Source organism: Allosaccharopolyspora coralli, assembly GCF_009664835.1.
Taxonomy (GTDB): domain Bacteria; phylum Actinomycetota; class Actinomycetes; order Mycobacteriales; family Pseudonocardiaceae; genus Allosaccharopolyspora; species Allosaccharopolyspora coralli.
In genome coordinates, this window is sequence record NZ_CP045929.1 from 1,385,086 (window position 1) to 1,404,738 (window position 19,653).

A 19,653-nucleotide genomic window follows, 5' to 3' on the forward strand; every position below is an offset into this window, starting at 1 on the left:
ACGGTGTCCCCGTCAGCCCAGGTCGCCGCCTGCGACCGGCAGGACCGAACCGGTGATGTACGAGGCCTCGTCGGACGCCACGAACGTGATCGCGGCGGCCTGCTCGTCCAATGTTCCGTAACGCTTCTGGAACGTGGAATCCACGACTTGGTCGTAGGTCTGCTGGAACCAGCCTTCTTCCCGCTCGTCTCGGGCGGGCCCGCGCGGGATCCGCCGTTCCGGAGCCTCGGTGCCGCCGGGAGCTGTTCCCGCCACCCGGATCCCGTGCGGTGCCGCCTCCATCGCCAGCGCACTGGTGATGGCGTTGACCCCGCCCTTCGCCGCCGAGTACGGCACCCGGTGGATGCCGCGGGTGGCGTTCGAGGAGACGTTCACGATCGTGCCGCCGCCCGCTTCGATCATCGCGGGAAGCACCGCCCGGCTGCACCACAGGGTGGGCATCAGCGACCGGGTGATCTCGGCCTGGATCTCGTCGTCGCCGAACTCCTCGAACGGCTTGAACGCGATCGCACCGCCGACGTTGTTGATGAGCACGTCGATCCGGCCGAAACGTTCCAGCGTGTTCTCGACGGTCTTCGTCGCACCCGACCACGTCTCGAGGTCGGCGAGCACCGGAGCGGCCCGAGTGCCTGCGGCGCAGAGCAACGATGCCTCGTCCTCGATCATCTCGGCGCGGTCGACCAGGGCCACCGTGCCGCCCTCGGCGGCGACCCGGCGCGCCACGGCCTGCCCGATCCCTTGCGCCGCACCGGTGACCACGACGACCTTGCCCTCGAACCGGCCGGGGTAGTAGCGATCCGGCAGTACTTGGGCACGGGTGTCGTCCATGGCGCGCCGCATCGTCCGCTTGGAGCGCTCCGCGTGCTCGACGACCAGCGTGCGGGCCCGCTCGCGGTCGCCGGACTCGAAGGCCTCGACGATGTCCAGGTGGTCCTGGGCGACCGACGGGTCACACCAGGTGGCGTGGCGCAGGACCTCCTGCATGCGGCCCTTCACCCCGAGGTTCTGGTACGCCTGCAGCAGGTGATCGTTGCCGGTCAGGGTGAACAGGTAGTCGTGGAACGCCGCGTTCGTCTCGGTGTACGCGGCGGCGTCGGTGAACCGGTCCCCCTCGACGTACGGCACGGTCGACTCGGCGAGCAGCCGGTACCCCGCCAGGTCCTGCGAGGACAGCCTGCCGATGGTCAACTCCAGCGCGCCGAGTTCCAACGCTTCCCGCGCTTCGAAGATCGCGTCGGAATGGTGCACCGACGGGTGCTCCTCGCCGATGACGTACCCGCCCCCGTTGTGCTGCCCGGCAGCGCCGACCGCCACGGTCGGTGTGGAGGGTTGTGCCGGCGTGGAGGCCGGAACCGGAGTGGGGGACTGGGCGGGACGCCGAACCAACGGCTCGATCTCGGCATCGGGGAGGATCTGTTGGCCCGCGACGGATCGCGCCCCCGGAGCGGGCAGCAGGCCCTCTCCCGTGCCGACATCGGCGGTCGGGCCGTCGCCGCTGGCACGGGTGATCGGTTGACCGGCGATGGCGCGTGCGGTGGCGGCCTCGCGTTCGGTGGACGGCGCGCCGTTGGCCGCGTGCAGCGGCTGAACGTCCGCACGCGGTGAGACGACCTGCCCGGCGATCGATCTGGCTTGCGGCACCGGTGTCGGCACCTCCTCGGTCGGCACTGCGTCCGTTTCGTCGGTGGTCAGCGTCGCCGGGGTGTCCGGCACAGCGGGTTCGACGGGAGCGGGGTCTTCGGGAACAGCGGGTTCGGGTTCCGGCGGCGCCGGGACGGCTGCCACCTCGGGTTGCGGCTCGGCCGGAGCGGAGGCGTCCGCCTGGGCCGACGGAGCCCCCGAGTCGGCTGCGGTACCGGACAGCGCGAACTTCTCGTAGTAGAAGCCGACCGGTTCGATGCCCTCGGTGGAGAAGTGCTCCCGCACCGCCTCGACCATCGGCGGCGGACCGCACAGGTACACGTCCACGTCGCCGTCGTAGACCTGCTCTGCCCGCAGCAGGCTGGTCACGAATCCCTTGTTCGCGGCCGAGCTCTGCGGGTCGGCGACGCAGTGCTCCCACCCGACCGCGCCGATCTCGCTGGTGAGTCCGTCCACGGTGTCGAGTTCGACGAGGTCTTCGTCGGTGCTCACGCCGTAGAGGACGTGCACCGGCCGGGTGGTGTTGTCGGCGCGCAGCTTCCGCAGGATCGACATGATCGGCGCCAACCCGGTCCCGCCAGCGACCAGCAGCGCCGGACGCTCGGTCTCGCGCAGGAAGAAGCTGCCGTGCGGCCCGGTGAACGAGATCTCGTCGCCCACCCGGGCGCGCTCGGTCAGGTACGTCGACATCACCCCGCCGGGGCTCAACTTCACGAGGAACGTCAACGTGTGCTCGTCCGGCGCGTTGCTGAACGAGTACGAGCGGGACTCGTCGGTGCCCGGCACCGCGATGTTGACGTACTGGCCCGGCAGGTAGGCGAGTTCGTCGCGGTTCGGGATCTCGATCCCGACCGAGTACGTCGTCGACGACAGCCGGGTCACGTGCGCCAACGTCCCGGTGTAGGTGGTCGGCTGAGTCTTGGCGACCGCCGACGTGCTGGCGATCCGGAGCACGAGGTCCGACTTCGGCGTCATGCTGCACGGCAGGACGTACCCACGCTGCGCCTCGTCGTCGGCCAGCGCGTCGTCGATGTAGTCGCCGCCCCAGAAGTTCCCCGATTCGCAGAACGCCTTGCACGTTCCGCACGCACCGTCCCGGCAGTCCAACGGGATGTTGATCCGGGACCGGTACGAGGCGTCGGCGACCGTCTGGTCGTCCTCACAGGAAATGAAACGGGTGACGCCGTCCTCGAACGCGAGCGCCACTTGGTGCTGGCTCATGCTCCGGCTCCTCGCGGTCGCCTCAGAAGTGGTAGATGTCCACGACGTGGTGGATGTAGTCGTTCTTCAACACCACCGTCTTGCGGCGAATCAGCGGGGACTCGCCGGAGAAGTCGATCGTGTAGAAGGACGTGCCGTAGTAGGTGTCGACGGTCTTGTACCGGAAGTACATCGTGTGCCAGTTGAACCGGATGTCGACGAGATCACCGCGGCGTTCGATGACCTCCACGTTGTTGATGTTGTGGCTGGTCCGCGGTTCGGGGATCGAGGTGGCCGCCGAACGCTCCGTGCGGATCCGGAAGACCCGGTCCTCGAGGCCGCCCTTGTTGGGGTAGTAGATCAGTGAGATCTCGGTCTGCGGGTCCTCGGAGAGCAGGTCGTCGTCGCGCCACGACGGCATCCAGTAGACGACGTCGTCGGCGTAGCACTCGAGCCACTTCTCGAACTCACGGTCGTCGAGGTAGCGCGCTTCCCGGTAGAGGAACTGTTCGATGTCGTGCTGGGTGATCTCGGTTCCCGCCGGCGTCGCGGCGGTCCGCGGTGCCGTCGAGTTCGGGGTTTCGGAGTTCTGGGTCGCGGTCGTCACGGCAATGCTCCTCAGCGGGTGGGGTTCGTCTGCTCGGCTTCGTCCTTCTGCAGGGCGCTCTGCAGCGTGTCCTGCCAGTAGCCGTGCTGCACCGCGAACAGGCCCTCGTCCTCGTTCTTCTGGCCTGCGGAGATGACGCCGTGCATGCCGAGGGTCTCGGCGACCTCGTCCGGTCCGTTGAGCCAGTGCTCGGCGCCGCGGCTCATGTCGTTCCACGGTGCGGCGGTGGCCTGGAACGTCTGCTGGCAGGCGCGGAACTCCTCCAGGTCGTCCGGGGTGGCCATACCGGAGGCGTTGAAGAAGTCCTCGTACTGCCGGATGCGCCAGGCCCGCGACTGGGCGCTCTCACCCTTCGGCGCGATGCAGTAGATCGTGACCTCGGTCTTGTCCGGTGCGATCGGGCGGAAGTGGCGGATCTGGGTGGAGAACTGGTCCATCAGGTACACGTTCGGGTACAGGCAGAGGTTCCGGGAGCCCTTGACCATGAACTCGCCCTTGGCGTCGCCGAACTTCTCCTTGAGCGCGTCCAGGTTGTCCCACAGTGGACGATCCTGGGGGTTGCCCGCCCACGTCCACAGGCACAGGTGGCCGTTGGGGTAGGACCAGTAGCCGCCACCGGACTTGCCCCAGCTGCCCGCGTCGAGGGTCTTGGTCTGGTTCTTCGACTCGCCGGTGTCCCGTCGCGAGGTCGTCGCGGCGTAGTTCCAGTGCGTCGCGGTGACGTGGTAGCCGTCGGCACCGTTCTCGGCCTGGACCTTCCAGTTGCCGTCGAAGGTGTAGGTGGACGCGCCCTTGAGCACCTCCAGCCCGTCGGGGGACTGGTCCACGAGCATGTCGATGACCTTCGTGGTGTCGCCCAGGTGGTCGGCGAGGTCCTTGACGTCGGGGTTCAGGCTGCCGAACAGGAACCCGCGGTAGGAGTCGAACTTCGCGACCTTGGTGAGGTCGTGCGACCCGTCGTTGTCGAAGGTCTCCGGGTAGCCGGCGCCGTCCGGGTCCTTGACCTTGAGCAGCTTGCCGTCGTTGCGGTAGGTCCAGCCGTGGAACGGGCACGTCAGCGTCGTCCGGTTGTCGGTCTTGCGCCTGCAGACCATCGCGCCGCGGTGCGCGCAGGCGTTGATCATGCAGTGCAGCTGGCCCTGCTTGTCCCGGGTGATCACGATCGGCTGACGGCCGATGTAGGTGGTGAAGTAGTCGCCGGGATGGGCCACCTGGCTCTCGTGGGCGAGGTAGATCCAGTTGCCCTCGAAGATGTGCTTCATCTCCAGCTCGAAGAGTTCCTCGTCGGTGAAGATGGTGCGCTTGGCCTTGTGCACACCCGCGTCGGCGTCGTCGACCACGGCGTCGGACAGCACGGACGTCAGGTGCTGAAGCGTGTCGGTCATGTGTCCTCCCGGTTACGAGCGGCGGTCTGTCGAACGACTATGACGACACGTGTGCGCAGTCACATTGGGCAAATGCCTAGGACTGACCCAGGGGGTGATCCATCATTATGGTCGATCAATCATGCATGAATGAGACCTTGCGTTGCCCCAATACTCGTACATACCGTCAATGAATCGAAGCGGAACCGCGGCGGCGTCGAAGGGGGCGACATGGAGCTCAGGCACCTGCGCTACTTCGCCGCGGTCGCCGAGACCCGGCACTTCCGGCTCGCCGCCGAACGCCTGCACATCGCCCAGCCGGCGTTGTCGCACTCGATCCGGCAACTCGAACGCGAGCTCGGCGTCACCCTGCTCGCCCGTACGACGAGACAGGTCAGCCTCACCCCCGCGGGGGAACTGCTGTATCGGGACGCGCTGCGGGTCCTCGACTCGGTCGAAGACAGCGTCCGTGGAGTTCGCCGAATGGTGGACGGCCGCCAAGGCCTGATCCGGATCGGGTTCACCGGGACTGCCGCTTACAGCCAGTTGCCGATGATCGCGCGAGTGCTCAACGAGCAGCTACCGGAGGTGGCGCTGGAGATCCACGCGGACCTGCTCACCCCCGCCCAGGTGGAGTCGTTGTCCTCGGCCCGGCTGGATCTGGGTGTGCTGCGTCCGCCGGTGGAGGGCGAGGACCTGACGATGCGCACGATCACCAGCGAAGCCCTGGTGCTCGCGATGCCCGCCGACCATCGGCTCGTGGAACAGCCGGACGTGGTGATGGCGGACCTGCGCACCGAGGACTGGGTCCTCTACACGGACTCGCACTCGGCGATGAACGACGCCATGACGCGCGCGTGCCGCACGGCAGGCTTCGCGCCCCGGCACCGCCACACGGCGCCGTCCACCGGCGTGCTGCTCGCGTTGGTTTCCGCAGGTCTCGGCGTCACACTGGTGCCGGAGTCCGTCCGCAACGCCCCACCGAGCGGCGTGGTCTTCCGGAACCTGCCCGACGCCGATTCCATCGACCTGGCGCTGGCGTGGCGGCGCGACGACGACTCGCCGCTGGTCGCGCACGTGCTGAAGACACTCGAATCCAGTGGACTGTTCGACGAGAACCCGGAGACCGGCCGATGAAGATCATCCGGATCGAGGCGATCCCGTTCGCCATCCCGTACCGCAAGCCGTTGCGCTTCGCCAGTGGCGAGGTCGACACGGCGCAGCATGTGCTGGTGCGGGTCCACACCGACGACGGGATCGCCGGTGTCGCCGAGGCGCCGCCGCGACCGTTCACCTACGGCGAGACGCAGGACGGCGTGCTCGCGGCAGTCCGCCAGATCTTCGCCGACCAGCTGACGGGTCTCGAGCTCACCGACCGGGAGACGATGCGTGCCCGGATGGAGCGCACCGTCGGCAACCCGGCAGCGAAGTCGGCCCTCGACATGGCCGTCTGGGACGCGCTGGGCAAGACGTTGAACCTGCCGGTCAGCGAACTGCTGGGCGGCTACACGGACCGGATGCGGGTCAGCCACATGCTCGGGTTCGACGAGCCGTCGGTCATGGTCGACGAAGCGCAACGGATGCGGGACGAGCACGGCATCACCACGTTCAAGGTCAAGGTCGGCAGGCGGCCGCACACGCTCGACACCGCCGTGGTGCGGGCGTTGCGCGAGAACCTCGGCGACGAGGTCGAGCTCTACGTCGACGGCAACCGGGGCTGGAGTGCCTCCGAGTCGGCGCGGGCGCTGGACGAGATGCGGGACCTGGGACTGACGCTGGCCGAGGAACTCTGCCCCGCCGACGACGTGCTGGGCCGACGATGGCTCGTGGACCGGTGCGACATCCCGTTCGTCGCCGACGAATCCGCGGTCACGCCGGCCGAGGTGACTCGCGAAGTCCTCGGCGGCTCGGCGACCGCGGTGAGCATCAAGGTGGCCCGTACCGGTTTCACCGGTTCCCTGCGCGTGCATCACCTGTGCGAGGGCCTCGGCCTGGAGACCGTGATGGGCAACCAGATCGACGGCCAGCTCGGGTCGATGTGCACGGTCGTGTTCGGCTCCGCGTTCCGCCTGACCTCGCAACGGGCGGGGGAGCTGTCGAACTTCCTGGACATGGCCGACGACCTGCTCACCGAGCCGCTGCGGATCAGCGGCGGTGAGCTCACCATCCGGCCGGGCTCGGGTCTCGGTGTCGAGATCGACGAGGACAAGCTCACGCACTACCGGCTGGACGCCTGAAGAACCCGAACTTCGAAGGAGAATCGTCATGTCAGAGACCGTCACCGCCGCCGGCTCGGGCGCTTCGGCGACCGACCGGTTCCAGTCGGACAAGGCCGCAGCCGCGGCCGACACTCCGCCGGAACGGGTGGACATGCTGGCTCGCGAGGTGCTGGACGCAGTCCACCAGACGATTCGCAAGCACGAGGTCACCTACGACGAGTACAACGCCCTGAAGGCGTGGCTGATCAACGTCGGGCAGGACGGCGAGTGGCCGCTGTTCCTGGACGTGTGGGTCGAGCACGTCGTCGAGGACGTCGCGACCTCCGGCCGCGAAGGCAACAAGGGCAGCATCGAGGGCCCGTACTACGTGCCGGACGCGCCGGAGTACCAGGCCGAGGCCACGCTGCCGATGCGGGAGAACGAGCCGGGGACGCCGCTGTTGTTCCAGGGTCAGGTCCGTGCCGTCGACGGTACTCCGTTGTCCGGGGCGAAGGTCGAGATGTGGCAGGCCGACGACGAGGGGTACTACTCCCAGTTCGCGCCGAACATCCCGGAGTGGAACCTGCGCGGTGCGGTCGTCGCCGACGAGCAGGGCAACTTCAAGATCAACACGATTCAGCCCGCCCCGTACCAGATCCCGACGGACGGGTCGTGCGGGAAACTGATCGCCGCCGCCGGGTGGCACGCATGGCGGCCCGCCCACCTGCACCTGAAGGTCTCCGCGCCTGGGCACCAGAAGCTCACCGCGCAGCTGTACTTCCCCGGTGACCCGCACAACGACGACGACATCGCCTCCGCGGTCAAGCCGGAGTTGCTGCTCGACGTGCGACCCGCGGACAGCGGCAACGGAAACCAGGTCACCTACGACTTCGTCTTGGACGCCTCCTGATGCTTTTCCACGTGAAGATGGACGTACACCTGCCGCCGGACATGGACCCAGACGTCCGCGCCGACACCCTGGCCAGGGAGAAGGCGTACTCGCAGCAGCTGCAACGCGACGGCAAGTGGCCACACATCTGGCGGATCACCGGTCAGTACTCCAATGTCAGCATCTTCGACGTCGCGAGCAACGACGAGTTGCACCAGTTGGTGTCGAACCTGCCGTTGTTCCCGTACATGGACATCGCGGTGACCCCGCTCGCGACCCATCCCTCCGACGTCAAGGCAGGCTGAGGTGACGCTGACCAGACCGGAAATCGCGTGGACCGTGCTCGCAGACGGGCCCGCGGGCGCGGAGACCCTCGTGGTCGGCTCGTCGTTGGGAACCGCCGTCGAGCCGCTGTGGACCGCGTGCGCGAAGCGACTCGCGCAGCGGTACCGGGTCGTTGGCTGGGATCTGCCGGGACACGGTCGGAGCCCCATCGCCGACGGATCGTTCACCGTCGCGGACCTTGCCGAGGCCGTGCTCGCGGAGTGGCCGTCCGGACGCGCCCGGTACGCGGGCGTCTCGGTCGGCGGCGCCACGGGCCTCGAACTCGCCCTGCGTGCAGGCGGGGTCGCCGAGGCGGTGGCCGTGATGTGCTCCGGTGCGCAGATCGGTAGCGCGCAGAACTGGCAGGACCGGGCGGATTTCGTGCGCCGCGACGGAACCGCGGCGATGGTCGACGGTTCGCGCCAGCGGTGGTTCTCCCCGGAGTCGAGAACGCAGCTGCCCGGCGCCGTGACGGAACTGCTCGATTCGCTGGTCGCCGCGGACGACGACTCGTACGCCCGCGTGTGCGAGGCTCTGGCCACGTACGACGTACGTGACCGCCTCGGCGAGATCGACATTCCGGTGCTCGCCGTCGCCGGGGCCGACGACGCGGTCTGCCCGCCACAGCAGGCACACGACATCGTCGACGGAGTCCGAACCGGTCGTGCCGTCGTGATCAATCACGCCGCTCATCTGGCACCGGCCGAACAGCCGGATGCGGTCGCCGACCTGCTGCTGGCCTGGGGGATCGAGGAAGGAGACGAGACATGACCGGCGAGTCGTTCCTCTACGACGCCGTTCGCACACCGTTCGGGAAGTACGGTGGCGCGCTCGCCAAGACACGGCCCGACGACCTCGCGGCGCTGGTCGTGGGCGAGCAGGCCCGGCGGGTGCCGAACCTGCCACCGGAGGGCATCGACGAGGTGCTCCTCGGCAACGCCAACGGTGCGGGGGAGGAGAACCGCAACGTCGCCAGGATGGCGGTGCTGCTCTCCGGGCTGCCGGTGAGCGTGCCCGGCTCGGCGCTGAACCGGCTCTGCGGATCGAGCCTGGACGCCGCGATCCAGGCGTCCAGGCAGATCGAGACCGGCGACGCGGACGTCGTCGTCGCGGGCGGGGTGGAGTCGATGAGCCGCGCCCCGCTGGTCATGCCGAAGAGCGAGAAGCCGTTCCAGGCAGGAGACGTGACACTGTCGTCGACCACGCTGGGTTGGCGGCTGGTGAATCCGAAGATGGATCCGACGTGGACGGTGTCGCTGGGTGAGGCCACCGAGCAGCTTCGGGAGAAGTACGACATCGGCCGTGATCGGCAGGACGCGTTCGCCGAACGCTCGCATCGGCTCGCCGCGAAGGCGTGGGACGAAGGCTTCTACGACGACCTGACCGTGAGCGTGCCCGGCGCCGAGCTCTCCAGGGACGAGTCGATCCGCCCCGACACGACGGTGGAACGCCTCGCCGGCCTCAAGACCGTGTTCCGCGGCGACGGCACGGTCACGGCGGGCAACTCGTCGCCGCTGAACGACGGGGCCTCCGCCGCCCTGCTGGGGTCGGCGAACGCGGCCGAGCTGCTGGGGATCGACCCGGTGGCGCGGATCGCCGGCCGGGGCGCGTGGGCGAACGAGCCCCAGTACTTCGGCTACGCCCCGGTGGAGGCCGCGAACCGTGCTCTCACTCGGGCCGGGATCACCTGGAACGACGTCGACGTCGTCGAACTCAACGAAGCCTTCGCCGCGCAATCGCTGGCCTGCATCGACGCGTGGGAGGTGGATCCGGAGATCGTGAACCCGTACGGCGGCGCGATCGCGATCGGGCATCCGCTGGGCGCCTCCGGGACCCGCGTCCTCGGAACTCTCGCTCGCGGGTTGCAACGCTCCGGCGGACGCTACGGCGTCGCCGCGATCTGCATCGGCGTCGGCCAGGGGCTTGCCGTGGTGCTGGAGAACGTCTCGGGGAGGAAATCATGACCGCGCGGGTAGTGACCGACCCGGACGCCGCCGTCGCCGACATCGGCTCCGGTGCGACGGTGCTCATCGGCGGGTTCGGTGTCGCAGGGCAACCGGTGGAGCTGATCGAGGCGCTGGTTCGCAACGGCGCGGAGGCACTCACCGTCGCAAGCAACAACGCGGGCAACGGGGACGAGGGTCTGGCGGCGCTCGTCGGGCAGAAGCGCGTCCGCAGGATCGTCTGTTCGTTCCCGCGCCAGTCGGATTCCTGGTGTTTCGACGAGCGCTACCGCGCGGGTGACATCGAGCTGGACCTGGTACCGCAGGGCAACCTGGCCGAGCGGATTCGCGCGGGCGGTGCCGGGATCGGCGGCTTCTTCACCCCGGTCGGGTACGGGACCCAGCTGGCCGAGGGCAAGGAGACCCGGATCATCGACGGTGTCGGGCACGTGCTGGAAGAGCCCATCAAGGCTGACTTCGCGCTCATCAAGGCCGATACCGCCGACGAGGCGGGGAACCTGACCTTTCGCAAGACCGCGCGGAACTTCGGGCCGATCATGGCGACCGCCGCGCACCACACGATCGTGCAGGTCCGCGAGGTCGTGCCGATCGGTGCGATGGACCCGGAAGTGGTGGTCACGCCCGGAATCCACGTGTCCACCATCGTGCCCACGGAGGCGACGCAGCGATGAACGATCAGGTGTTGAGCAAGGAGCAGATCGCCGAGCGGGTCGCCAAGGACATTCCGCGGGGCGCGTTCGTCAACCTCGGCATCGGCCAGCCGACCAAGGTGTCCAACTACCTCGGCGCGGACAGCGACATCGTGCTGCACACCGAGAACGGGATGCTCGGCATGGGCGCGGAAGCCCACGGCGACGACATCGACCCGGATCTGATCAACGCCGGGAAGATCCCGGTCACCGAGCTGCCGGGTGCCGCGTACTTCCACCACGCCGACTCGTTCGCGATGATGCGCGGGGGACACCTGGACACCTGCGTGCTCGGTGCCTATCAGGTCTCCGCGAACGGTGACCTCGCGAACTGGCACACCGGTGAGCCGGACGCCATCCCGGCGGTCGGCGGCGCGATGGATCTGGCCATCGGCGCGAAGGAAACGCTGGTGATGATGAGCCTGCAGACCAAGGACGGGCGCTGCAAGCTCGTCGGTGAATGCACGTACCCGGTGACCGGAGTCGGGTGTGTCAGCCGGATCTACACCGAGCGCGCGGTCTTCGTCATCGAAAAGGACGGTGTCGCCGTCCGGGATCTGTTCGGCACCACCATGACGGAACTGGAGTCCATTGTGGGCGTACCGCTCCGGGACGCCACGTCGGAACGTGTGGCCTGAGCTCGTCAGGCCGCGGCGGGGCGGAGCAGCTCGCGTAGCTCCCGCACCGCCGTGCGGCCCGCTCGGTTGGCACCGACGGTGCTGGCCGAGGGGCCGTAGCCGACAAGGTGGATCCGAGGGTCGGCCTCCACCCGCGTGCCGTCCATGACGATCCCACCCTGGGAGTTGCGCAGGTGCAGCGGTGCCAAGTGATCGAGAGCGGCTCGCCATCCGGTGCACCACAGAATCACGTCGGCGCGCCACTCGCTTCCGTCGTCCCACGCGACGCCGTCCGGCGTGATCCGGTCGAACATCGGGTACCGGTCGAGCACGCCGCGTTCGCGCGCTTCGCGTAGCTGGGGAGTGAGCGGCAGGTCGGTCGCACTGACGATGCTCTCGGGTGGCAGTCCCTCCCGGACGCGTTCGTCCACCCGCGCCACGACCATGCGGCCGTAGTCGGAGGTGAACGGCTCGTCGCGGAACACCGGCGCGCGGCGGGTCACCCAGAGCGTCGCGGCGTACTCGGCGATCTCGGTCAGCAGCTGCACGGCAGACGTTCCGCCGCCGACGACGACCACCCGTTTCCCGGCCAGTTCCTGCGGACTCCGGTAGTCGGCGGTGTGCAGCTGGGTGCCGAGGAAATCCGAACCACCGGGATAGTGCGGCCGGAACGGACGGGTCCACGTACCGGTGGCGTTGATCACGGCGCGGGTGGACCACGTACCGGCGTCGGTTTCGACGACCAGGCCGCCGTCGTTGCCTTCGCGTACGGCGTTCACCGACACCGGGCGCTGCACGTCGAGTTCGAACTTTCGCTCGTAGGCGGCGAAGTAGGCGGGGATCGCGGTGTTGGCGCGTTCGTCGGGGGCCGGGGGGTCGAAGGCCATTCCCGGCAGGTCGAAGATCCCGTGCACCGTCTCCATGCGCAGCGTCGGCCACCGGTGTTGCCACGCGCCGCCGGGGGCCGGGTTCGCGTCGAGCACCGTGAAGTCGAAACCGGACCGGCGCAGGAAATGCGCACTCGACAGGCCGGCCTGGCCTGCTCCGATGACGACGACGTCGGTGTGCCTCACGCTCGCCACAACGCTCGTTCGGTGCGGGCGCTTCCCGTTCCCGACCGATCTCACACTCTCGCCGCACCACCTGTGGTGCGGGTCATTCTCCGCCTGCCGGGGTTCGGCTAACGTTTGCCCATGATCGTGGAACGCTTGCCGATCGTGGCGGCACCGATGGCCGGTGGTGCCTCGACTCCCGAACTCGTCGCGGCCGTCTCCGCCACCGGCGCGACCGGCTTCCTCGCCGCCGGGTATCTCTCCGAGGACGCGCTCTCGGAACAGATCGCCCGTACGAGGGAGCTGACAGTCGAGCCGTTCGGCGTGAATCTCTTCGTGCCTGGTGCCCGCAACCCGGCCGATCTCAGCGCCTACGTGGAGCGGGTGGGAGACGAGGCGCAGAGGTACGGCGTCGAACCGGGATCGCCGCACTGGGACGACGACGACTACCAGGCCAAGGTCGAACTCGTGCTCGCTGAGCGCGTGCCGATGGTCTCGTTCACCTTCGGCGCCCCGGAGAAGGCCACTGTCCAGCGGCTGCACGCGACGGGCACCGAGGTGATCGTCACGGTGACCACCCCGCAGGAGGCGCGAACGGCCGTCGACGTCGGTGCTGACGTGCTGTGTGTCCAGGGCAGCGACGCCGGAGGACACCGGTCGGTGTTCGAGGACGACGCCGACACCCCGGGCGGTGGCACCTTGCTCGGAACACTGTCCGCAGTGCGTCTTGTGGCCGCGACCGTCGACGTCCCGCTGATCGCCGCAGGAGGATTGGTCACGGGAGCCGACGTGGCGGCGGTCCTCTCGGCAGGGGCGGCAGCCGCCCAGTTCGGGACCGCGTTCCTGCTCGCCGACGAGGCGGGAACGGCGCCGACGCAGCGCGACGAACTGCTCGCCGGGACTCGTGACACGGCGCTGACCCGGGCGTTCAGCGGACGACCCGCACGCGGGCTGGTCAACCGCTTCCTCACTGAACAGTCCGAGCACGCCCCGGCTGCGTACCCGCAGCTGCACCACCTGACCCGACCGGTCCGAGGCGCCGCGGGCAAGGCGGGCGATCCGGAGGCGATGTCGCTGTGGGCCGGGCAAACCTACTCGCTGGCGCGGCCGTTGCCCGCGGCCGAGCTGGTCCGCACGTTGGCCGACGAGGCTCGCGCGGCCGTCGGCGACGCTCAGCGCCGTCTCGGAGGCTGAGTTATTCGCTCGTTCCCGGTGTGTGGTGGCTTGTAGGTTGCCCGCATGGGGCGTGTGGAATCGGTGAACATCGCAGTCGAACGCACCGGTGACTGGACCGGACGCATGGGCCGGACCGGCATCGACAAGCGGCCCAGCGGGGAGCCGATCGACCTGGCCGACCCAGATGCCGACTCCGGTTCCGGGGTTCTCGGCGACCTCGTCGTGGACACCCGGCATCACGGCGGTCGGGACCAGGCCGTCTACGCCTTCGACGTCGAAGACCTTCGGTACTGGTCGCGGCGGCTCGGCAAAGACCTGGCGCCGGGCAACGCGGGAGAGAACCTCACGGTGGCAGGCTGCGACGCGAGCAACGCGGTGATCGGCCAGCGCTGGCGTGTCGGTTCTGCGCTGCTGCGGGTGACCGCACCGCGCGTGCCGTGCCGCGTGTTCGCGGGGTATTGGGACATGCCCAACCTCGTCAAGATCTTCAGCGAGTACGGCCGCACCGGCTCCTACTTCGCCGTCGAGCAGGGCGGCGCCGTCGCGTCCGGGGACGCGGTGGAGGTTCTGTCGACCCCGGAGCACGGCGTGACCGTGGGCGAGGCGTTCGCTTTCGTCGGGCAGGGCCGCCGCGACCTGCTCGATCACCTCGAAACCGCGATGTCCGACCTGCCGGGTGAGTTGGCTCGCCGAGTGAGCGCCGCCCGCGGCAGCGAATCCCGGCCCGTGTAACCCGAGCGGACGCGTGAGCCTTTTTGGTTGCTATAGCCACCAAAAAGGCTCACGCGACCTGGTGGGCGCGGGCTTGCCCGACCGAGGACACTGGGTGGTGTGACACAGCGCACCCTGTTCCCGGGCGCCTGTGCCATGAATCATAGGAGTACCAAACGTTTGGCGTCCTAGTACCGAGTCGCTCGATCCGGCTCGGCAGGCGCGACATCGGCGAAGGGTGCGGTATGACCAAGGAGCTGGAGCACTTCATCGGCGGCCGGCGCGTGGCGGGAACGTCCGGCGCTCACGGTGACGTGTTCGATCCCAACACGGGTGCGGTGCAGGCCAGGGTGCCGCTCGCCTCCGCCGACGAGGTCGCGGCTGCCGTGGCCGACGCCGAGCAGGCGCAGCGTGACTGGGCGCAGCAGAACCCGCAGAAGCGTGCCCGCGTGCTCATGAAGTTTCTGGAGCTGGTCAACGGGGAAATGGACTCGCTCGCCCGGCTGTTGGCCAGCGAGCACGGCAAGACCGTGCCCGACGCCAAGGGCGACATTCAGCGCGGCCTCGAGGTCGTGGAGTTCGCCTGCGGCATTCCGCACCTGCTCAAGGGGGAGTACACCGAGAACGCGGGCACCGGCATCGACGTGTACTCGATGCGGCAGCCCCTCGGCGTGGTCGCCGGGATCACCCCGTTCAACTTCCCCGCGATGATCCCGCTGTGGAAGGCGGCCCCGGCGATCGCCTGCGGCAACTCCTTCGTCCTCAAGCCCTCCGAGCGCGACCCCTCCGTGCCGATGCGGCTGGCCGAGCTGTTCATCGAGGCCGGTCTGCCGCCGGGCGTGTTCAACGTCGTCAACGGCGACAAGACCGCGGTCGACGCGGTGCTCACCGACCCGCGCATCCAGGCGGTGGGCTTCGTCGGCTCGTCCGCGATCGCCGAGTACATCTACACCACGTGCGCCCAGTACGGAAAGCGTGCGCAGTGCTTTGGCGGCGCGAAGAACCACATGATCATCATGCCGGACGCGGACCTCGACCAGGCGGCCGACGCACTCATCGGTGCCGGCTACGGTTCGGCGGGCGAGCGCTGCATGGCGATCTCGGTGGCCGTTCCGGTGGGTGAGGCCACCGCCGACGCCCTCGTCGAGAAGCTCGTCAAGAAGGTCAACGACCTGCGGATCGGGACCAGCTACGACGAGGCTGCCGACTTCGGCCCGCTGGTGACCGCCGAGGCCCGCCAACGCGTCCTCGACTACATCGGCAAGGGCGTCGACGAAGGGGCGGAGCTGCTCGTCGACGGCCGCGAGTTCACGATGGCCGGGCACGAGGACGGCTTCTTCCTCGGCGGCTGCCTGTTCGACCGGGTCACCCCGGACATGACGATCTACCGGGAAGAGATCTTCGGTCCGGTGCTCTCGGTGGTGCGTGCCGCCGACTACGAGCAGGCACTGCGTCTGCCCAGCGAACACGAGTACGGCAACGGTGTCGCGATCTTCACGCGGGACGGGGACGCCGCGCGGGAGTTCACCTCTCGCGTCAACACCGGCATGGTCGGCGTCAACGTGCCGATCCCGGTCCCGATCGCGTACCACACGTTCGGCGGCTGGAAGCGGTCCGGATTCGGCGACCTCAACCAGCACGGGCCGGACTCGGTGAAGTTCTACACCGCCACCAAGACCGTCACCTCGCGCTGGCCGTCCGGCGTCAAGGAAGGCGCCAGCTTCACCATTCCGACGATGAACTGACCGCGCGTCGGGCGGGTACAAGGTGCCCGCCCTACGCGACGGTCACCGGATCGACCGGGCGTGTGGAGACCCCATCGGCCCGGCACAACCCCGAGCGATCCTCCGGGGGGAGGGAGACACCGTGTCCGTCGCAGCACCCGAAGTTCTCTCACCGTTCGCGCTCACCGAGGACCAGAGTGCGATCCGTGAGACCGCACTGGAGTTCGCCGCCGAACAGCTCGCGCCGCACGCCGTCGCGTGGGACCAGGACAAGCACTTCCCGGCCGACGTCCTCCGCGAGGCGGGCAAGCTCGGCATCGGGGGTATCTGCGTCGCCGAAGACGTCGGCGGCTCCGGGCTGAGCAGGTTCGAATCGAGCCTGATCTACGAGGCCCTGGCCACTGGGTGTCCCTCGATCGCGGCCTACATCTCGATCCACAACATGGTCGCGGGCATGATCGACAAGTTCGGCGACGACGCGCAGCGTGCGCGGTGGTTGCCGAGCCTGTGCTCGTTCGAGACCTTCGGCAGCTACTGCCTCACCGAACCCGACGCGGGCTCGGACGCGGGGTCGCTGCAGACCACCGCGGTGCGCGACGGTGACGACTACGTGCTGACCGGTGTCAAACAGTTCATCTCCGGGGGCGGGCACTCCGACATCTACGTCGTCATGGCGCGCACCGGGGAGCCCGGCGCCGGCGGCATCTCGACGTTCGTCGTCGAGGGACGGCCGGAGGGACTCTCCTTCGGGGCGAACGAGAAGAAGATGGGCTGGAACGCCCAACCCACCCGTCAGGTTCTGTTCGACGGGGTCCGGGTGCCCGCAGCCAACCGGCTCGGGGACGAGGGAATCGGCTTCAAGATCGCCATGACCGGTCTGGACGGGGGTCGGCTCGGGATCGGGTCCTGCTCGCTCGGCGGCGCGCAGGCCGCGCTGGACCAGAGCCTCGCCTACGTGCGGGAACGGACCCAGTTCGGGACGAGCCTGAGCACATTTCAGGCCGTGCAGTTCACGCTCGCCGACATGGCCACCGAACTGGAAGCGGCGCGCGGGATGCTCTGGCGCGCGGCATGGGCCCTGGACACGCGTGATCCGCAGGCCACGCAGCTGTGCGCGATGGCGAAGCGGTTCGCCACCGACACGGGTTTCCGCGTGGCCAACGAAGCACTTCAGATCCACGGAGGATACGGATACCTTGCCGAGTACGGACTGGAGAAGATCGTCCGTGACCTGCGGGTGCACCAGATCCTGGAGGGAACGAACGAGATCATGCGGCTGATCGTCGCGCGTGGTCTGCTCGGGGGCTGATCGCTACGCTCATGAGCGACCACGCCGGTGAGCACCACGTCTCCACCGGGAACGTTTCTGCACGACACGGGAGTCGCCCACGATGACCTCGGATTCCGCCACGGAACCGGAAGTTCTGATCAGCGAGCAGGGATCGCTGGCCCGGATCACCCTGAACCGCCCGAAAGCGCTGAACTCGCTCACTCTCGGCATGGTGCGCAGTATCACGGCCGCGTTGCACGACTGGCGCGAGGCCGAGCACATCACCACCGTGCTGATCGACGGGGCGGGAGAGAAAGGCCTGTGTGCCGGCGGCGACATCCGTGCCATCCACGACGCGGCGAAAGCCGGGGACAACGCGACCATCGAGGCGTTCTGGTCGGAGGAGTACCGGCTCAACGCGATGCTGCCGCGGTACCCGAAGCCGATCGTGGCGTTCATGGACGGCATCACCATGGGCGGCGGTGTCGGAATCTCCGCGCACGTCTCGCACCGGGTCGTCACCGAACGGACCAAGATCGGGATGCCGGAGGTGGGCATCGGGTTCCTCCCCGACGTCGGCGGCACGTATCTGCTCTCGCACACGGTGGGCAAGGTCGGCGCCCATATGGCGCTGACCGGTACGCCGGTCGGTGCCGGTGACGCGCTCTACGCCGGGCTGGCCGACCACTACATGCCGAGCGAGAAGCTGCCCGAGCTGGTGACGGCGCTTTCGTCCGGGCCGGTGGACGACGCCCTGGCGAAGCTCGTCGAGCCGGGGCCGGAGGCGCCGCTGAGCGCACACCGCGGCTGGATCGACGACGCTTATTCCGCGGACACCGTGGAGGGGCTCGTGCAGCGGCTCGATCAGACGCCGCACGACGAGGCTGTCGCAGCTGCCGAGACGATCCGAACGAAGTCACCGACCTCGCTGAAGGTGACGCTGCGGGCCCTGCGAGAGGCCCGCGCGTTCACGCTCGAAGAGGCGCTGAACCAGGAGTACCGGCTCGCGTTGCGCTGCGCGTGGATCGGCGACCTGGTCGAGGGGGTGCGCGCGACACTCGTGGACAAGGACCGCAACCCGCAGTGGTCGCCGGGTTCGCTGGACGAGGTCGACTCGACACGGGTGGACGCGTTCTTCGCGCCGCTCGGCGAAGGTGAACTCGGTCTGAGACCGCACACCTGACCGGCGAACACTCCGGACGACCGTCGCACCGGCACACACCGGACGTACTCACGCACGTCCGCTCCGACGAAGGGAAACACGACAATGGCTGTCATCGGCTTCATCGGATTGGGCCACATGGGTGGTCCGATGTCGGCGAACCTCGTGAAGTCCGGTCACACCGTGCAGGGTTTCGACCTGGCGCCCGCCGCGTTGGAGTCCGCGGCCGGCCAGGGCGTCACCGTGGTCGACTCGGTCGCCGCCGCCTGCCGCGACGCCGATGCGGTGATCACGATGCTGCCCAGCGGTAAGCATCTTCTCGACTGCTACGGCAGTGAGGACGGGGTGCTCGCGTCCGCCGCCGACGGAGCGTTGCTCGTCGACTCCTCGACCGTCGACGTCGCGGATGCCCGGAAGGCGCACGAACTCGCCGGCGAGGCCGGGTTCCGCTCCGTCGACGCCCCTGTCTCGGGCGGCACCGCCGGCGCGGTGGCCGGGACGCTGACGTTCATGGTCGGCGGCACCGAGGACGCGTTCCGGCTGGCGGAAACAGTGCTGGAGCCGATGGCCCGCAAGGTCATCCACTGCGGTGCAGGCGGCAACGGTCAGGTCACCAAGATGTGCAACAACCTCATCCTCGGCGCCTCGATGCTCGCCGTGAGCGAGGCGTTCGTCCTCGGCGAGAAGCTCGGCCTGTCCCACGAAGCGCTCTACGACGTCGCCTCCGTGTCCACCGGACAGTGCTGGTCGCTGACCACGAACTGCCCTGTTCCGGACATGGTGGAGACCAGCCGGGCCAACCACGACTACGAGCCAGGGTTCTCGTCCGCGCTGATGCTCAAGGACCTCCGGCTGGCCGAGTCTGCGGCGGAACAGAGCGGCACCGACACCGCCATCGGTCGTCTGGCCACCGAGCTGTACCAGCGGTTCAACGACGAGGGCGGCGGCGCCAAGGACTTCTCCGCGATCATCCACTCCGTCCGCGACCAGTCCTGAGCTCGTCAGGGGCGCGCGGCCGTGCCCCTGCTTCGACCCGGACTTCCGGGGTCTGACAGGCGGCGTACG

At 68.6% G+C, this 19,653-nt stretch carries 18 protein-coding genes; 14 read left to right on the forward strand and 4 right to left on the reverse strand.

What is annotated here, in order from left to right; all coding sequences use genetic code 11:
• Positions 1-12: 12 nt before the first annotated feature.
• The 3 genes from benC to benA form a co-directional block, all read right to left on the reverse strand.
• Positions 13-2,862 (reverse strand): benzoate 1,2-dioxygenase electron transfer component BenC, encoded by a 2,850-nt coding sequence (benC, locus tag GIY23_RS06595; RefSeq protein ID WP_154075848.1) that lies wholly within the window; start codon positions 2,860-2,862, stop codon positions 13-15.
• A 22-nt stretch (positions 2,863-2,884) separates the two neighbouring features.
• Positions 2,885-3,370: a benzoate 1,2-dioxygenase small subunit gene (benB, locus tag GIY23_RS06600; protein WP_154078659.1), complete on the reverse strand. Its 486-nt coding sequence runs from the start codon at positions 3,368-3,370 to the stop codon at positions 2,885-2,887.
• An 89-nt stretch (positions 3,371-3,459) separates the two neighbouring features.
• The gene (gene benA / locus GIY23_RS06605; protein ID WP_154075849.1) at positions 3,460-4,833 is read right to left on the reverse strand and encodes a benzoate 1,2-dioxygenase large subunit; all 1,374 of its coding nucleotides are present in this window, start codon (positions 4,831-4,833) and stop codon (positions 3,460-3,462) included.
• A 210-nt stretch (positions 4,834-5,043) separates the two neighbouring features.
• On the opposite strand from benA, the gene GIY23_RS06610 reads away from it, so the two are divergent.
• From GIY23_RS06610 to GIY23_RS06645, 8 genes are read left to right on the forward strand one after another with little or no spacing between them, the layout of a single operon-like run.
• Entirely contained in the window at positions 5,044-5,949 is a 906-nt protein-coding gene (locus GIY23_RS06610; protein ID WP_154075850.1) for a LysR substrate-binding domain-containing protein, read from the forward strand.
• Entirely contained in the window at positions 5,946-7,049 is a 1,104-nt protein-coding gene (locus GIY23_RS06615) for a mandelate racemase/muconate lactonizing enzyme family protein (protein WP_154075851.1), read from the forward strand. Before GIY23_RS06610 ends, GIY23_RS06615 begins: the two co-directional genes overlap by 4 nt.
• Before the next feature lie 28 nt (positions 7,050-7,077).
• Positions 7,078-7,920 carry a catechol 1,2-dioxygenase gene (catA, locus tag GIY23_RS06620; protein WP_154075852.1) on the forward strand — a complete coding sequence of 281 codons (843 nt, stop codon included), beginning with the start codon at positions 7,078-7,080 and terminating at the stop codon, positions 7,918-7,920.
• Entirely contained in the window at positions 7,920-8,204 is a 285-nt protein-coding gene (gene catC / locus GIY23_RS06625) for a muconolactone Delta-isomerase (RefSeq protein WP_154075853.1), read from the forward strand. Before catA ends, catC begins: the two co-directional genes overlap by 1 nt.
• A 1-nt stretch (position 8,205) precedes the next feature.
• On the forward strand, positions 8,206-8,994 hold the full coding sequence (locus GIY23_RS06630; RefSeq protein WP_222850251.1) for an alpha/beta fold hydrolase: 789 nt from the start codon (positions 8,206-8,208) through the stop codon (positions 8,992-8,994).
• Positions 8,991-10,187: a thiolase family protein gene (locus GIY23_RS06635; protein ID WP_154075854.1), complete on the forward strand. Its 1,197-nt coding sequence runs from the start codon at positions 8,991-8,993 to the stop codon at positions 10,185-10,187. The genes GIY23_RS06630 and GIY23_RS06635 overlap by 4 nt, the downstream gene beginning before the upstream one ends.
• Positions 10,184-10,858, forward strand: a complete 675-nt coding sequence (locus GIY23_RS06640) for a 3-oxoacid CoA-transferase subunit A (protein WP_154075855.1) — start codon at positions 10,184-10,186, stop codon at positions 10,856-10,858. The genes GIY23_RS06635 and GIY23_RS06640 overlap by 4 nt, the downstream gene beginning before the upstream one ends.
• Positions 10,855-11,514: a 3-oxoacid CoA-transferase subunit B gene (locus GIY23_RS06645; RefSeq protein WP_154075856.1), complete on the forward strand. Its 660-nt coding sequence runs from the start codon at positions 10,855-10,857 to the stop codon at positions 11,512-11,514. Before GIY23_RS06640 ends, GIY23_RS06645 begins: the two co-directional genes overlap by 4 nt.
• Positions 11,515-11,519: 5 nt before the next feature.
• On the opposite strand, the gene GIY23_RS06650 is transcribed toward GIY23_RS06645, so the two are convergent.
• Positions 11,520-12,566, reverse strand: a complete 1,047-nt coding sequence (locus GIY23_RS06650) for an FAD-dependent oxidoreductase (protein WP_154075857.1) — start codon at positions 12,564-12,566, stop codon at positions 11,520-11,522.
• 120 nt (positions 12,567-12,686) lie between these two features.
• Between GIY23_RS06650 and GIY23_RS06655 the strand changes: the two genes are divergently transcribed.
• The 6 genes from GIY23_RS06655 to mmsB all read left to right on the forward strand — a co-directional run bounded on the left by GIY23_RS06655 (position 12,687) and on the right by mmsB (position 19,584).
• Positions 12,687-13,739 carry an NAD(P)H-dependent flavin oxidoreductase gene (locus tag GIY23_RS06655; protein ID WP_154075858.1) on the forward strand — a complete coding sequence of 351 codons (1,053 nt, stop codon included), beginning with the start codon at positions 12,687-12,689 and terminating at the stop codon, positions 13,737-13,739.
• Between the two features lie 45 nt (positions 13,740-13,784).
• A complete protein-coding gene (locus GIY23_RS06660; RefSeq protein WP_228717578.1) occupies positions 13,785-14,453 on the forward strand; it encodes an MOSC domain-containing protein in 669 nt (222 codons plus the stop codon).
• Positions 14,454-14,677: 224 nt separating this feature from the next.
• Positions 14,678-16,177: a CoA-acylating methylmalonate-semialdehyde dehydrogenase gene (locus GIY23_RS06665; protein WP_154075859.1), complete on the forward strand. Its 1,500-nt coding sequence runs from the start codon at positions 14,678-14,680 to the stop codon at positions 16,175-16,177.
• Between the two features lie 121 nt (positions 16,178-16,298).
• Complete coding sequence (locus GIY23_RS06670; RefSeq protein WP_154075860.1) at positions 16,299-17,465, forward strand: acyl-CoA dehydrogenase family protein; 1,167 nt, start codon at positions 16,299-16,301, stop codon at positions 17,463-17,465.
• An 82-nt stretch (positions 17,466-17,547) separates the two neighbouring features.
• A complete protein-coding gene (locus GIY23_RS06675; protein ID WP_154075861.1) occupies positions 17,548-18,609 on the forward strand; it encodes an enoyl-CoA hydratase/isomerase family protein in 1,062 nt (353 codons plus the stop codon).
• An 84-nt stretch (positions 18,610-18,693) separates the two neighbouring features.
• The gene (gene mmsB, locus GIY23_RS06680) at positions 18,694-19,584 is read left to right on the forward strand and encodes a 3-hydroxyisobutyrate dehydrogenase (protein WP_154075862.1); all 891 of its coding nucleotides are present in this window, start codon (positions 18,694-18,696) and stop codon (positions 19,582-19,584) included.
• Positions 19,585-19,653 lie beyond the last annotated feature (69 nt).